Below are 16,177 nucleotides of genomic sequence, written 5' to 3'. Positions count from 1 at the left end.
TGGAAATTCATGTCGCCCGGCGACGGAACAACAGCCAGGCCGAGCCCAATGGCACCGCCACCCACAGCGACAGGCACAGCCAGAGCATCGAGCCCGGCATCGGCAAATCGCTGCCCAGCGTTAGTACACCCGTGGTGCCTGCGCCGGGCTCAAAACCGGAAAGGTTGATCAAACGGTAGATGTCGGCCGGATTGAGCAGCAGCAACCACGGCAACACGTTGGGGTTGAACTGCCCTTCGCTGAGCACCAACAGCGCCAGCAAAGCGAGGTCGAACACCAGCACGAAGAAGAACCAGACACCCAGCGCCAGCCCGGCCGCCGTGGATTTCTCGGCCGACACACTGCTCAGCACATAGGCCAGCCCCAGAAACCCCCAGCCCAGCAACGTCGACGACGCCATGAACCGGCCAAATGACCAGAGCAACAGGCTCAGTTCGACATCGTCCACCAGTACTGCGATGGCCAGCATCGCGCAGCCGAAACCGATCAGTGTCGCCAGCGCCAGGATCAACCCGTGGCCGACAAACTTACCGAGCAGAATCTGCCCGCGACCCAAGGGGTACGTCAGCAACAGCGGTAACGTGCCGCTCTCGTCCTCACCGACGATGGCGTCATAGGCCAACAGCAACGCAATCAACGGCATCAAAAACGTCGCCAGACTGGCGAGGCTGGCGATGGTGGCCGGCACCGAGGTGAAACCCAATTGCCCGGAGGCCGCGGCGCCCAACCAAGCGATGCCGATGGCCAACACCGCAAACAACACACTGATCGCCAACAACCAGCGATTGCGCAAACCGTCGCTGAATTCCTTGCGGGCCATGTTCCAGACAGCGTTCATACGACCTCCCCGATCGGCGCCGCATCGGCTCGGCTCATGTAGTAGCGGTAAATATCTTCCAGAGATGGCTGATGGATTTCCACGTCGGCCGGTTCGTCTTCATTGAGCAGTTGGCGCAACAGCCCAAGCTTGCTGCCATTGAGCGCGGCCACTTCAAGACCTTCGACGCCCCAACGTTCGGTGACGTGCCCGGCGTTGTTCCAGCGTTGCTGCAAGGGCCCGGCGTGCTTGAGCCCGTTGGCGCGGATCAGCGTCGGCAACCCGGCTTCCTCGCGCAAACTGCGCAGACTGCCGAGGGCCAGCAGGCGACCCTGGGTCAGAATCGCGGCGCGGTTGATATGCGTCTCGACGCCCGGCAAAACGTGGGAACAGAGAATGATGCTAGTGCCCTGGCTGCGCAGACGGTCGAGCAACCGATAAAGGTCCTGAGTAGCAATGGGATCGAGGCCGACTGTCGGTTCGTCGAGCAGCAACAAACGCGGCTCGCCGAGCAGCGCTTGTGCCAGCCCCAGGCGTTGCCGCATGCCCTTGGAGTAGGTCTTGACCCGCCGATGCGCGGCACCGGCCAGGCCGACTTCCTCGAGCAGAACGTCCACCTGAGCGGGCGCGGCGCCTTTGAGTCGCGCGAAATGACGCAAGGTCTCAACACCGCTCAGTTGCGGGTAAAACGTGACGTTTTCCGGCAGATAACCGAGCAGACGCCGCACGTGGGGATCACTGGGTAAACGGCCGAACACCCTGACCTGCCCTTCGCTGGGCTGGAGCAGGCCAAGCACCAGTTTCATGCTGGTGGTCTTGCCCGCGCCGTTGTGCCCGAACAAACCCAACACTTCACCTTCCGCCAGGCTGAGGTTGAGCCGATGCAACACCGTGGTGGAGCCATAGCGCTGGCTGACGCCTTCGATATCGATGACGTTCATGAGGTGGGCTCCTGAGTCAGGGTTTGAGTGGTTGACTTCATCAGCGGATGGCTGTCCAGCACCCCCGGCGATTTCATCACCGGGAAGGCCCGTTGCACCCAGCGCAGCAACTCGATACCGGGGCTGTTCATCAACAGCCGCACCTGCGGGTACAGCCACAGCAGACGGTCGACGTTGTCATTGGGTTCGTAGGCGATATCGCCGAGGCCGTCGTTGTTGCGGTCCCAACCCAGGTAATCGCTCCAGTAATTGCCCCGGCCATTCACCGACCATTCCTGCAAGCGGGTGGCGACGTACTTGACCTGCCGCCGGTTGCCGACAAACGCGTTGTCGGCGATACGGTTATCTTCCGAGCCGGCGGTGAGGTGAATGCCCACGGCGCTGTGCTCGAAGTGGTTGTGTTCGATGCTGTTGAACAGCGAGTTGTAGATGAACAGCGCCTTGCCCTCGGCACCGCTGATCATGCTGTCGCCGGTCGAGCCGTCGCGCACGCCAGTGACGAAATTGTCACGCAAGGTTGAATAGGTGATGTAGTTCATCAGGATCCCGTAGTTCTGATCCTGTTCGGAGCGATTGCCGATCACCGTGAGCTTGCGGCTTTGCATCAGGGCGTAGCCGGTGCGGGTGCGGCGGGTGATGTTACCGATCAGTTGGTTTTCGTTGGCGAACATGTAGTGCACGCCGTAGCGCAGGTCTTCCAGGGTATTGTCCTGCAGCAGGTTGCCGTTGGAGGTGTCGATGTAGATGCCATCGCGGGTGTCGCGCACCTGGTTGCCAATGACCCTGGCGCCATGCACCGCATACAGATGAATGCCGTTGCCACGATCCTGCGAGCGCATCGCCGGATCACCCTGAATGCGATTGTCGATCAGGCTCACATCCTGAGTGCCGTCGACCCAGATACCGAACCCCTGACCTTGCAGGCGATTGCCTTTAATCACCGCGCCATGGGCTTGGGGCTGGATAAACAGCGCTGCATTCATGGCCGTGAGGTCGTGCCCCCAATTCAAAAAGGTGCAGCCTTCGATGCCGACATCCGGCGCACTGATGATCAATCCGTTACCCTGCCCCTCGCCCTGAAATACCGCGCCCGGCTCGCAGACAATCTGCATCGGTTGATCGACGCTGAACGAGCCACGGTATTCCCCTGCCGGCAGGTGCCAACGTTGATCGGCGTCCACCGTCAACGGCAGCGTAGCGATGGGTTGCACCGCCAGCGCGCTGCCGGACATCAGCAGGAGCGCAAGCGCAATGACCTTCGCGGGTATTGCCTGGATATCGGTCATTGGCCCGCTCCTGTCGATGGGCAAAGGTCAGGCCTTCTCGACCTTCATGCGGCCGACCATTTCCATGTGCAGCGCATGGCAGAACCAGCTGCAGTAGTACCAATGCAGGCCGGCCTTGTCGGCGATGAAGGTGATCGATGAGGTCTGCTGCGGGCTGATTTCCATGCTGACGCCATGGTTGGTCATCACAAAGCCGTGGGTCACGTCTTCAATCTGGTCGATGTTGGTGATGGTCACCGTGACCTCGTTGCCCTGTTTGACGGTGAACTCCGGCAGGCCGTAGGCCGGGGCCATCGAAGTCATGTAGACGCGGACTTTGTTACCGTCGCGGATGACCTTGTTGTCGGTCTCCAGCTTGATCCCGTCTTTGGCGGCGATGGCCACGGTTTCGGCAAAAAACGGGTCGTTGCGGTCCCAGATTTTTTTTGTCTTGATCTGGTCACGACGGGCCATGACGCAGTCGTGGGGTTCGGCAAAGGCCGGACCGTCGTGCACCAGTTTCATTTCCTCGCCGGAGATATCGATCAACTGATCGTTTTCCGGATGCAGCGGGCCAGTCGGCAGGAAACGGTCTTTGGAAAACTTGCTGAGGACCACCAACCATTGACCGTCGGCCTCACGGGTTTCGGTCAGCGACGCATGGTTGTGCCCCGGTTGGTACTGCACGTCGAGTTTCTGCTTGATGTAGTTGACCTTCTCGCCGGTATACGCACGAATGGCCTCCTCCACGTTCCACTTCACCACCTGGCTGTCGATAAACAGCGTGGTGTAGGCATTACCACGGCCGTCGTAGGTGGTGTGAAGCGGGCCAAGACCCAGTTCCGGCTCGCCGACCACCGCGTCACGCGGGTCCTTGAGTTTGTCGTCGAACAGATCATCCAGCTTGGCAGTGGCGATGATCGTGCAAGTGGGCGAGAGTTTGCCGGCGGCAATGAAATACTTGCCATCGGGCGTCATATTGATCCCGTGGGGGTTCTTCGGCACCGGGATGTAACGGGTGAACGCGCTGTCCTTGCCGTCGTTTTTACGGCCGTCGACCACCGGCACCTTGGAGTCGCCCACGGTGATGAACTTGCCGGCCTTGATCGCCGCTTCAATGCGCTGGATGTTGAACACCACCACCCAGTCGCGCTCATTGCGCATCATGCCGCCCAGGTCGTAGGCCTTCTCCGAGTTGTAGCAGGTCGACGCCGCGTACTTGCCGGTGTAGTCGGCGTCGGTGTTATCGAGGTTGCCGTCGACGATGACCTGGAACGCCATCTCCATTTTCTCGGCATCAATGGCGTTGAACATCGTGTAGCTGTTCTTGTCCAGCAGGTCGAAGGTGCTGCCGTCATTGGGGTGCGGAATGATGAACTCGGCATTGGCGAACACGTACTGGGTGTGCGGGACTTTTTGCAGGCGCAGCCCGTGAACGGCCTGCACATTGGGCACGGTGAGCATCTTGTCGCACTTCATGATGTCCAGACGGATACGCGCAACGCGGCTGTTGGCCTTGTCGTTGATGAACAGGTACTTGCCGTCGTACTTGCCATCGGTCATCGACAAATGCGGGTGGTGGCAGTCGCCATTCCGGAAATGCGCGCTGTCGCCCATGACCCGTTTGCTTTCGTTGGTCAGGCCCCAGCCAGTGGCGGAGTCGACGTTGAACACCGGGATGCGCAACAACTCACGCATCGACGGAACGCCCATGATCCGCACTTCCCCCTGATGGCCGCCGCTCCAGAAACCGTAGTACTGATCCAGTTCGCCGGGCCCGACGTGGGTTTTCAGTTGCGCGCCCTTGGCCGCTGCTGCCCAGGTCTCACGGGTGAAGACCGCGCCACCGATGGCCGTGGCACCGGCCAGTACCGCGCCGGTCACCGCGCTGGTGCCCAGGAAGCCGCGACGACTAAGGCCGGTCGGTTCCGGCACTTCAGCGGTTTTTTTGGATTCTGTGTCGTTCATCAGGTGTTTTCCTTGAAGGGCTAAAAACGGTCACTGCGGACAAACGCTTCCGGGGTTCATTCCAGAGCGGTCACTTCCACGACAGGTATCAGTTGCACAGCGGCGGGTGCCGGTTTGCCGCGTTTCTTGCGCTTGTTGATCAGCGGCGGGCATTTGTTGTCGTTCTGGTAAGTCATCTGGCAATCGAGGCAGTAGTGGCACTCGTTGGCATTGATCCGGCCATCCGGGTGAATCGCCTGGATCTCACATTCTTTGGCGCACAGTTGGCAGGGTGTGCCGCAGTCCTTGCGGCGTTTGAGCCAGTCGAACAGGCGCAGTTTGGTCGGAATCGCCAGCGCCGCTCCCAGCGGGCAGATGTAGCGGCAATAGACTTTGCGCGTGAAGATGTTGATGACCAGCAGCGCCACCGCGTAGAGCACGAACCACCACTGGCGGTCGAATCTGAGGGTGATGGCGGTCTTGAACGGTTCCACCTCGGCGAACAGTTCGGCGGTGGACATCGATTCCAGGGAGATGCCGAACAGCAGCAACAAAATGATGTATTTGATCGCCCACAAGCGCTCATGCACCGCAAACGGCAGTTCGTATTGAGGAATTTTCAGCTTGCGTGCGGCTTCATTGATCAACTCTTGCAAGGCGCCAAACGGACACAGCCAGCCGCAGAACACGCCTCGACCCCACAGCAGAATGCTCGCGGCGGCGAAAACCCAGAGCATGAAGATCAGCGGATCGGTGAGAAACAGCTCCCAGCGGAATTGCTCGAACAGCGCATGCACAAAGGTCAGGACATTGACCACCGACAACTGCCCCAGCGCGTACCAGCCGATAAACACCACGGTAAAGACCAAGTAACCCCGACGCAGCCAGTGCAGAAAATGTGGGCGGCGGGTGAACTTGTCTTGCAGGAACAGGATGGCCGTCAGCAGCAGCAACGCGGTCCCGAGGACGCCGATCTGGAAGTGTTTCTGGTACCAGATGGTCAACCACATTGGCCGACCGGCTTCCTCGAGGGCGGCCAGTTCTTCGGCGCTGGGCAGTGGCCGCTCAAGGTACGGCTCGGGCAGTTGATAAGGCAGTTCGAAGCTGCTGAACGTGCCACTGAGCGGGCCGGTCTGACGTCGCACCAGCAACTCCAGGGACCAAGGCGATCCCGGGTCGAACCGGGCGGGCTCGCGCACAATGAAAATCGACATTTCAGTGAATTCCGGCATGCCCTTGGCAAACACGTCAGAGAGCCGCTGATGGTCCATGTCGCGAAAACTGATGACGTTGCCGAACTGGCGCAATTGCACCCGATCGAAAATCCCGCCGCGCACGTACCCCGAGCCTTTATAGGAAAACAGCCCACGACCCAGCACCGCGATGGCCTGCTCGCCGGGCTTGAGGTCTTGCATGAGGAAGCGATATTGGTTGTCGCCCAGCAGCGCACGGCCGATGGTCGGCGGATTCAAGTCAGCGGTGTAGAGCTCGATAAAGGTCTCATCAACCTGATCGGCGGGGGCCTTGTCGAGGCCTTCAGCTTCGGTACCCTTGAAGGCGGCGTCGACCTGGCCACGGGTCAGGTTCAAGCGGCGGATGGCGCCGTTGCCGGTCAGTTGTTCCCAGGTGGCAGGCTCGAAAAAGTCCTGGCGTACGGTGGCGGGCTTGCGCGCCACACCGGCCGTTTCCTCGATCAGCTTGAGCGATACGGCCACTTCGTGGGCAGCACGCATGATGACCTCGTTGACCACCATGGCCGTGACGGTAGCCCCTGCAATTGCATCGACGGTGACGGCCTTCGGGTCGCTGGAGTGACCAACGACAACCCGCTGGCTGACCTTGATGCCTTTGTACTTGGCGCTGAAGCCGTGAAGTTTTGCTTCAGGAATGCCCACCAGCAGAATCGGTTCGTGGTGCTCCAGCACATAGGCATCCTGAATCACGCCGGCCGTGTCGAGGATCACTTGGGTGTTGATTGGTTTGCCCGAGTAGGCCGGAATATCCACCACGTCCAGGCTTTGGAACACATAACCAAGCACCTTGTCGGCGGCGGATAGCGTGCGCACCTTGAACCGGCCTTCGGGGGCGGAAACGGAATCGGTCTGAGGGAAGGTTTTCTCGATGCGCTGCTGCTCGATGGCGCCGTATTGCTTGGCCTGCACCGCCTCGAAGGTGACGAGCATCAGCATCAGCATGACCACCAGTCCGACGCCCCAGGCGCGCGGGTTGCCGTGTATCGAAGGCTGATGGATTGTCATGGGCTCGCTGATTTAAAAAGGGCTTGCGCTCATGTTAGGGAGCGTTGCCCTCCTGGCCCTTGATTCAAATCAACTTGAGTCGTTAGAGGACATACTCCAACAGCTCAAACCGTGCGTGAAAACTGGCCTTTTTGCTCGCCACCCAGATAGGCGTCAAATGCCATCGCGGCACTGCGCATCATCAAATGCCCTTGAGGCAGCAGCACCAGTTCATCGCGGTGAATCTGCAGCAGCCCATCACGCACATGCCCGCCCAGCTGCGCCAGCGCCTCGGCAAAATACTCGGTGAAGCGAATGCCATGACGCGCCTCATACTGGCCGAACGCGATACGGCCATGGCACATCAGGTCGCTGATCACCTCGCGGCGCAGCAGGTCGTCGGCATTCAAGCGATACCCCCGATGCACCGGCAACATCCCTTGATCGATACGGTTGTAGTACTGCGAAAGCTCCTTGACGCTTTGGCTGTAGCTGTCGCCGACCTTGCCGATCGAAGACACCCCAAGGCCGATCAAATCGCAGTCGGCATGGGTGGAGTAGCCCTGAAAGTTACGCTGCAGGGTGCCATTGGCCCGGGCCAGCGCCAGCTCGTCATCCGGCAAGGCGAAGTGATCCATGCCGATATAGACATAACCCGCCTCGGTCAGACGGCGGATGGTCAGTTCGAGCAGCTCCAGCTTGCGCTCCGGTGGCGGCATGTCGGCGGGGCGAATCAGCCGCTGCGCGCGGACCAGCTCCGGCAAATGCGCGTAGCTGTAGGCGGCAATCCGGTCCGGACGCAGCGCGATGATCTTGCTGAGGGTGACGTCGAAACTCTGCACGGTTTGCAGGGGCAGACCGTAGATAAGGTCGACGCTGATCGACTTGAATTGCGCTTCGCGCGCCGCAGCGACCAGCGCATAAATCTGCTCTTCACTTTGCTGGCGATTGACTGCTGCCTGCACGTCGGGGTCGAAATCCTGCACGCCGAAGCTCAGGCGATTGAAGCCCAACTGGCGCAACGACTGAATCTGCTCGGTGCTGATGGTGCGCGGGTCGACCTCAATGGAAAACTCATGGTCATCGCTGTCATCCATGTTGAACGCCTGGTGCAGACAGTCCATCAGGTCCGCCAGCTGTTCGCGGGTCAAATAGGTCGGTGTGCCGCCACCCAGGTGCAACTGGGTGAGTTTGCGGGTGTTGTCGAACAAGGCCGCCTGCATCGCGATTTCACGCTTGAGGTACTTCAGGTACTCGACGGCGCGATGGGTTTTCTGGGTAATGATTTTGTTGCAGGCGCAGTAGTAACAAAGGCTCTTGCAGAACGGGATGTGGATATACACCGACAACGGTTTCGGCGCGGCCACTTGATTGCTGTCACGGGCGGCACGCTGATAGTCGTCAACGGCAAACGCCTGATGGAACTGCGGCGCCGTGGGGTAAGAGGTATAGCGCGGCCCCGGACGGTCGTACTTTTCGACCAGGGCGCGATTGAAATCAAAGGTCGTGTTCATGATCGATCAACTCGTAATGGGGTTAATGCTTCGCACCGCCCAAATCCTTTTCAAACAGGTTGCAGATGGCATCCACTTCCGACCGGCCGGCGGGAAGGATGCTGATGAAACGGTCTGACAATTCAATCAACCCATCCCGACTCAATTGCTCCAGCAACGACCAGACAGAGGCAAAGTACTTTGAAAAAACCAGCCCGTAGCGCCTTTCGATGGCGCGGATATCCAACTCCTGATCACAGGCCAGACGTTCAATGACCATCTGCCGGATCTGATCCCCCGCCTCGAAACGCCAACCCCGACACGTCGGCAATTGCCGCCTGTCCAACTGCTGCTGATAACGTTCAATCTCGGCAGTGTTTTGCGTGTACAGATCATCGATCTGGCTGATGGCACCCAAACCGAATCCAACATGATCGCAATACCCGTGACGGGAGAAACCCTCGCAGGTACGGCGTAACCGGCCTCGCTCCTGGGCGACCGCCAAATCATCATCAGGTCGCACAAACTGCCCCAGACCGATGTAGTGATAACCCGCGCAAAGCAGTTGATCAAAGCAGATCTGGCGCATCGCGCCTTTATCGTCCTGGCTGCACATCGCTCCGACTTTGTCACCGAGCACTGGCCGATAGCGCCGTGGTGGCCGGGCATAGTCGAACACCATCAGCCGGTCAGGCTCTAGCTCGATAATGCTCGCCAGCTTCAGCGCAAAACTGTCTGGCGTCTGCCAGGCATGGCCAAAACCCAGATCGACGTTAATGGATCGAAAACCAAAGGTACGCGCGGCATCCATGAGCGATTGGATCGGCGCCGGATTTTGGTAGCAGGCCACCGACCTGTCACAGTCGGCGTCAATATCCGGAACGCCGATACTGACGTGATTGAATCCCTGGTCGCGCAGCAACCCCATGGTCGACCAGTCGGTGTGGTGAAGGTCCACCTCGACGCTGTAGTCGCCGCCTTCATGTTCGAGAAAGTTGAACCGACCACGCAAATGACTCATCAGCCGTTTCAGATGGGCAGGCGCGGGGGTTCCGCCGCCGAGATGAAACTGCTCGACCCGTTGCTCCGCACCCAGGTGACAACCGACGAGATCGATTTCCTGCTCCAGATGCCGAAAATACTGCTCGATATCGCTGTGCTCGCCGGCGATATCGCGCGGAGCACAGGAAGACGGCTTGAGGCTGGAAGGCAGCTGCACGTTCAGGGACAGCGGACGGCACTTCTGGCGGCTGACGCGCAGCGCACGAAGCAGATCGAGAGAGCCAATACCATCATGAAATTTTTGCGTGTCGGCATGACAGTTCGGGTCAAGCACGCCTTGATCGCACCGAGCGATCTCGCCTGGGTTGTGAAATAAATCGAGCATGACGGTCTCCGAGACTGGCTGCGGACTTTCAGTCTGCGGGTTTAACCAGCAATGCTCCTTGATTTGCGTCAAGCACAAGCGAAGTGTCTGCACAATGGACCACCGGTCAACCCCGATTACCATGTCAGGTAAAACATTCCCTTGGCCAGCAGCACGATAACGACCATGTGGCAAAACAGGCTGCCATGGATAAAGTGCAGGTATCGCGGGCTCATTCGGCCGCTTTTGAACAACAACATGGCCCCCAGGAAATGCAGCAGCACACTCACGGCCACCGCGATTTTCAACGCCAGCAATGTGCCGAACGATGAGGACAGTGGTGAAGCCAGGGCGGGCAAATAACGCAACCAGACCATGCCCAGCCCCGCTGCGAACAACACCAGCAAAACCCACGGCATCAGCGAGCGGGCCCGGCGACCGATGCCCTGCTCCACCAGTAGCATCACCCTGGCGGGCAACTGTTTGCGGATGCTTTCCAGGAACAGGACTTCGAAGAACACGGTGCCGATGAAGATCAGCGCGGCAAACAGGTGCAAGGTCAGAATCAGCGGATAGATCATGATGTTTTCGCCTTTGGTCAAGGCAACCCGCGCTACGGCGAACATTGGGGGGAGCGCACTGGCTGTCGGTCTCTTGAGACTACAGAGACCGCCTGGGTATTCGGTTGATACCGATCAAGAAACCCGCAAAACCGTGTGGCGCCGCCCGGTTCAGTGCCCGCGAATGTAATGCTCCAACTGCCGAATCAAATCAGCCTGCTCAACGATGGCTTCCTTGACCAGATCCCCAATCGATAACAGCCCAACCAGTTCTCCATCGTCCACCACCGGCAGGTGACGCAGATGGCTGTCAGTCATGACCGTCATGCAACGCTCGATGCTCTGCTGACTATCAGCGGTCACCACCGGCGCGCTCATGATGTCGCGCACCGGCGTACCAACCGAAGAGCGCCCCTGCAGAACAACCTTGCGCGCATAGTCACGCTCGCTGATCACGCCGACCACCCGCCCGGCCTCGATAACCGGAAGCGCGCCCACGTTTTTTTCGGCCATGATCCTCAGTGCTTGCAGCACCATTTCATCCGGCGCGATGCTATGCACCTGGCGGTTTTGCACCACCTTGAGTTTCAGCAGCTGTGCGGCTGTTTTCATAAGGGCACCCCAACTTCCACCACACCGCTGTTCAACCGCACGGGCCAGACGCGCAGTCGCTGTTGCGGGTACTCCAGGCAACTACCGTCCTCAAGGCGGAAATGCTGTTTGTAGATCGGTGATGCAACGACCAGATCACCCTTGAGGCTGCCAACTAACCCGCGACCGATCACATTCGCCCCGGATTGCGGGTCATGGTTGTCGATGGCGTAGAGGGTCCGACCCTCGGCACCCGGTAGGTAGAACAGCGCCACTTGCGCGCCGTCGAGCCAGACCACGACGCCGGAGTTGCTGACCAGGTCCTGTTGCTCGCACACCGTTTGCCAGGCCTCGGTGTTCTCCAGCGAATCGATGCGTTGGGTAGTGGACTGGCTCATTAGGCAATCTCCTCGATAACAGGGATAAGGTTGAGTTCGGCGGCCATGATCGGGCGCCGCTGACCGCGTTCCTGGACAAAGTGGATGTCCGGGTCCGGGCGTTTATCGTTGACGAAGGTACGGAAGCGTTTGAGTTTTTCCGGGTCTTTGAGGACGTTGGCCCACTCGCACTCATAGCGATTGACCACCAGTTGCATCTGCGATTCGAGCTCTTCACCCAGGCCGAGGCTGTCGTTGATGATCACGTCCTTGAGGAAATCGAGGCCGCCCTCCAGGCTTTCGCGCCACACCGAGGTGCGCTGCAATTTGTCGGCGGTGCGGATGTAGAACATCAGGAAACGGTCGATGTAACGGATCAACGTTTCATCATCGAGGTCGGTGGCAAACAGTTCGGCGTGACGCGGGCGCATGCCGCCATTGCCGGCGATGTAAAGGTTCCAGCCTTTCTCGGTGGCGATCACGCCAACGTCCTTGCTCTGGGCCTCGGCGCATTCGCGGGTGCATCCGGACACCGCGAATTTGAGCTTGTGCGGCGAGCGCAGGCCCTTGTAGCGGTCCTCGATGGTCAGGGCCATTTGCACGCTGTCTTGCACGCCGTAACGGCACCAGGTGCTGCCGACGCAGGACTTCACCGTCCGAGTCGATTTGCCGTAGGCATGCCCGGTTTCAAAACCGGCTTCAATCAGCTCAGCCCAGATGTCCGGCAGTTCATGCAACTGCGCGCCAAACAGGTCGATACGCTGGCCGCCGGTGATTTTGGTATAGAGGTGGTATTTCTTCGCCACCACACCAATCGCGATCAGTTTGTCGGCGGTAATCTCGCCCCCGGGGATGCGTGGCACCACCGAATAGGTGCCGTTTTTCTGCATGTTGGCCATGAAGGTGTCGTTGGTGTCCTGCAACGGCACCAGCGAAGCGTCCATGATCGGCTGGTTCCAGCACGACGCGAGGATCGAGCCCACCGCCGGTTTGCACACGTCGCAACCGGTGTGGCCACGGCCATGCTTGGCCAGCAACTCTTCGAAGGTGATCACCCCTTCTACTCGCACCAGCGCATACAGTTCTTGGCGGGTATAGGCAAAGTGTTCGCACAGGCTTTTGTCGACGCTGACGCCACGGGCGATCAATTCATGCTCGAACACCTGCTTGAGTAGCCCGGCACAACCGCCGCAACCAGTGCAGGCTTTGGTCTGCGACTTGAGCAGGCCGAGGTCGGTGCAGCCACCGTCGATGGCCGAGCAAATGGAACCTTTGGTGACGTTGTGACACGAGCACACCGTGGCCGCTTCGGGCAAGGCGCCTGGGCCCAGGGTCGGCGCGCCTTCGGACGACGGCAGAATCAGGCTGGCGGGTTCCGCCGGCAGCGCAATCGCGTTCTGCATGTATTGCAGCAGCGCGTCGTAATAGCTGTTGTCACCGACCAGCACCGCACCGAGTACGTGCTTGCCCGTGGCATCCACCACCAAGCGTCGATAGCTGGCCGTGGTTTCGTCGATGAACTGATAGCTGCGCGCGCCCGGTGTGCTGCCATGCGCGTCGCCGATGGAGCCGACATCGACGCCCAGCAGTTTGAGCTTGGTCGACATGTCCGCTCCCATGAACGGCTCGGCGGTTTCGTTGCACAGCAATGCGGCAACACCGCGCGCCATTTGGTAACCGGGGGCGACCAGACCAAAGATGCTGCCGTTCCACGCGGCGCACTCGCCGATGGCGTAGATGTTCGGGTCGCTGCTCTGGCATTGGTCGTCAATCACCACACCGCCGCGCGGACCCACTTCCAGCGCGCATTGACGGGCCAGTGCGTCTTGCGCACGGATACCGGCGGAAAACACGACCAGGTCGGTTTCAAGGAATTCGTCATTGCCAAAATTCATCCGGTAGCGGTAGTCCTCCCCTGCGCTGATCGACTGAGTGCCGCGCGACAGGTGCACACAGACGCCGAGCCGTTCGATCTGCGCTTTGAGTGCCAGGCCACCGTATTCGTCCAGCTGCACCGGCATCAAGCGCGGTGCGAATTCCACCACATGGGCTTCCAGCCCCAGGGTTTTCAGCGCGTTGGCCGCTTCCAGACCCAGCAAGCCACCGCCGACCACCACACCGCGTCGGGCGTTGCTTGCCGCGGCACGAATGGCGTCGAGGTCTTCGAGGGTCCGATACACCAGCCGCGAATCGCCCTCGGCCCCTTCGATCGACGGCACAAACGGATAGGACCCGGTGGCCAGCACCAATTTGTCGTAGGAGACGCTGCCTTGCGCGGTGATCACCTGGCCGCGTGCCCGGTCGATTTCCAGGACCGGCACCCCCAGATGCAGCGTGACGCCCGGTGTCTGGTACAGCGAAGCTTCACCGAGGGCCAGCGACTCGGCATCACGGCCGGAGAAATACTCGGAAAGGTGCACGCGGTCGTAGGCACGCATCGGCTCCTCGCTGAACACGTGCAGCCGATAGTGATCAAGGGCACCGCGTTCAATCAGTTGTTCGACACAATGATGTCCGACCATGCCATTGCCAATCACGATCAGCGTTTGCAGCTTGTTCAAAGTGGCAACATTGGAATTCATAAGAGACACCCGTCGATAGCTGTTCAAAAAGCAAAAAAAAACGCCTGAAACCTTGCGGTTCCAGGCGTCTTTGCCTGTTCATTTACGGTGCTAAGTCAGGCATCTATGCCGGATCCACCGATGTTGCCCACGACCTGCTCGGCCACTCGATCGTCGTTGACCGAGAGGGCTGTCCACTCGACTGCGTTCACAGTGGACCTGAACAGTGTCTTGCAGACTTTGTGCCAGTCGGCCGTTGGCCGTCCTTGCACCAGTAAGCGTTGACCAGGGGCGCCCATTAACACCCGATGTTGCCTTCGCATAGTGCAGCGCAGGGGTGCGCAGCCTTATAAAAGTGCACAAAAGCGACCCTGTTCCGGATCAAAGTTTGCCACCCAGCGGGTATTCGATCGCCAGACGGATCTGATGAGTGTTATTCAGCGATGTGTGGCAGCCGCCTCATCCTGGCGAATCAGCGGCTTCAAAAACCGCGCGCCTCTCCCTGTACGGATGACAGCGCAGAAATTTTTGCGTTTTGCTCTGAAATCAGCGCCTACGGAGCAACCGGAAACTATTTTTGTGGCTTGCGCCACGATGAAGATCCTGAGGCAAACAGGGATCAACCTCCTCGCGGTGGCGTTTCATCCAGCGCAGTGACGTCCAGCATTACCCCCGTGCGTGCCACCACCCGGACTTGTTGGCCCAAGCGCAGGGGCGAAGGGCTCTGCACTTGCCATTTTTCGCCTTGCAGTTGCACCCAGCCGCACATCGGCAGACCCGGCAGCAGCCCTGTCACGGTGGCCAGGCTGCCGACCAAGCCCGCATCGCCGCTGACCAGGACACGGCGTCGGGCCTTGAGCGCCATGCCGACCAGAGTCATCAGCAACAGGGCGCTGAACAGCGCCAGCCCGATGATCAGCGACAACGGAATGCCAAACCCCGGCACATCGGTGTCCATCAAAATCACGGCGCCGACGACAAAAGCAACCACCCCGCCGAAGCCGATCACACCAAAACTCGGTAGAAACGCCTCGGCGATCATGAAGGCGAGCCCTAGCAGAATCAGCCCGACTCCGGCGTAATTCACGGGCAACAGTTGCAGGGCATACAGCCCCAGCAACAGGCAGATACCACCGATTACCCCACCGGCGCCCGACCCTGGGTTCATGAACTCGAATATCAACCCGTAGACCCCGAACATGATCAACAACAAGGCCACGCTGGGGTTGGTGATCACCGCCAGCAGTTGTGTGCGCCAATCAGGCACATGATTGATGAGCGCGGCCCCGGCGGTACTCAGCGTCAACGCCTGACCGGCGACATTCAGGTGCTTGCCGTCCAGTTGCTTGAGCAGGTCTGCCACGTCATTGGCCACATAATCGACCACCTTGAGTTTGAGCGCTTCGTCGGCCGACAGGCTGAGCGATTCACGTACCGCTTGTTCGGCCCAGTCGGCGTTACGTCCGCGCAGTTGCGCAAGGCCACGGATGTAAGCCGCCGCGTCGTTGATTTGTTTGCGAGTCAGGGTATCCAGCGGCTCGGGCGGTGATTTTTTGTCGGTGGCAAGTGCGGTTGGTGGGCGCGGTGGATCGGGCGAGGTCCCGGGCAGGCCGCCGATCTGCACCGGCGTCGCGGCGCCCAGATTGGTGCCCGGGGTCATGGCGGCAATGTGACTGGCATACAGGATATAGGTGCCGGCGCTGGCTGCGCGTGCGCCACTGGGAGCGACGAAACTGGCCACTGGCAGAGGACTGGCCAGAATCGCCTTGATGATCAAACGCATCGAAGTGTCCAGCCCGCCGGGGGTATCGAGGTTGATGACCACCAACTGTGTGCCCTCGGTCTGCGCACGGGTCAGGCCGCGCACCACGTAGTCAGCAGTGGCCGGACCGATGGCACCGTTGACCGTCAGGACCACGATGCTACCCGCAGCCGTCACCGACCCCATCGGCATGCCGACCAGCATCATCAGTAAGAGCACGCGGCACCACCAGCGACTGTTCATTAGACCCTCCCAGTTGC

General features: G+C 59.9%; 12 protein-coding genes. All 12 read right to left on the bottom strand.

Going from position 1 to position 16,177, the window contains the following annotated elements:
• Window positions 1–7 precede the first annotated feature (7 nt).
• Window positions 8–838, bottom strand: coding sequence for an ABC transporter permease (locus ACXPVS_RS18835; protein WP_458511274.1), 831 nt, complete (start codon window positions 836–838; stop codon window positions 8–10).
• Entirely contained in the window at window positions 835–1,758 is a 924-nt protein-coding gene (locus ACXPVS_RS18830) for an ABC transporter ATP-binding protein (protein WP_458511273.1), read from the bottom strand. Before ACXPVS_RS18830 ends, ACXPVS_RS18835 begins: the two co-directional genes overlap by 4 nt.
• Window positions 1,755–3,044 carry a nitrous oxide reductase family maturation protein NosD gene (locus ACXPVS_RS18825; protein WP_458511272.1) on the bottom strand — a complete coding sequence of 430 codons (1,290 nt, stop codon included), beginning with the start codon at window positions 3,042–3,044 and terminating at the stop codon, window positions 1,755–1,757. The genes ACXPVS_RS18830 and ACXPVS_RS18825 overlap by 4 nt, the downstream gene beginning before the upstream one ends.
• Before the next feature lie 27 nt (window positions 3,045–3,071).
• Window positions 3,072–4,994 carry a TAT-dependent nitrous-oxide reductase gene (gene nosZ, locus ACXPVS_RS18820; protein WP_458511296.1) on the bottom strand — a complete coding sequence of 641 codons (1,923 nt, stop codon included), beginning with the start codon at window positions 4,992–4,994 and terminating at the stop codon, window positions 3,072–3,074.
• A gap of 53 nt (window positions 4,995–5,047) precedes the next feature.
• The gene (gene nosR, locus ACXPVS_RS18815; protein WP_458511295.1) at window positions 5,048–7,165 is read right to left on the bottom strand and encodes a transcriptional regulator NosR; all 2,118 of its coding nucleotides are present in this window, start codon (window positions 7,163–7,165) and stop codon (window positions 5,048–5,050) included.
• A gap of 167 nt (window positions 7,166–7,332) precedes the next feature.
• Entirely contained in the window at window positions 7,333–8,721 is a 1,389-nt protein-coding gene (gene hemN / locus ACXPVS_RS18810; RefSeq protein WP_458511271.1) for an oxygen-independent coproporphyrinogen III oxidase, read from the bottom strand.
• Window positions 8,722–8,743: 22 nt separating this feature from the next.
• A complete protein-coding gene (locus tag ACXPVS_RS18805; protein WP_458511270.1) occupies window positions 8,744–10,087 on the bottom strand; it encodes a coproporphyrinogen III oxidase in 1,344 nt (447 codons plus the stop codon).
• Between the two features lie 116 nt (window positions 10,088–10,203).
• Window positions 10,204–10,647 carry a CopD family copper resistance protein gene (locus tag ACXPVS_RS18800; protein ID WP_458511269.1) on the bottom strand — a complete coding sequence of 148 codons (444 nt, stop codon included), beginning with the start codon at window positions 10,645–10,647 and terminating at the stop codon, window positions 10,204–10,206.
• Window positions 10,648–10,797: 150 nt separating this feature from the next.
• Window positions 10,798–11,238, bottom strand: coding sequence for a CBS domain-containing protein (locus tag ACXPVS_RS18795; protein WP_458511268.1), 441 nt, complete (start codon window positions 11,236–11,238; stop codon window positions 10,798–10,800).
• Entirely contained in the window at window positions 11,235–11,615 is a 381-nt protein-coding gene (gene nirD / locus ACXPVS_RS18790; protein WP_458511267.1) for a nitrite reductase small subunit NirD, read from the bottom strand. Before nirD ends, ACXPVS_RS18795 begins: the two co-directional genes overlap by 4 nt.
• The gene (gene nirB / locus ACXPVS_RS18785; protein ID WP_458511266.1) at window positions 11,615–14,176 is read right to left on the bottom strand and encodes a nitrite reductase large subunit NirB; all 2,562 of its coding nucleotides are present in this window, start codon (window positions 14,174–14,176) and stop codon (window positions 11,615–11,617) included. The genes nirD and nirB overlap by 1 nt, the downstream gene beginning before the upstream one ends.
• A gap of 598 nt (window positions 14,177–14,774) precedes the next feature.
• Window positions 14,775–16,160: an NfeD family protein gene (locus tag ACXPVS_RS18780; protein WP_458511265.1), complete on the bottom strand. Its 1,386-nt coding sequence runs from the start codon at window positions 16,158–16,160 to the stop codon at window positions 14,775–14,777.
• Window positions 16,161–16,177 lie beyond the last annotated feature (17 nt).

Source organism: Pseudomonas sp. Ma2-10, from assembly GCF_054330215.1.
The sequence above is the reverse complement of the archived record's forward strand: the minus strand, read 5'-3'. Positions and strand labels throughout refer to the sequence as shown.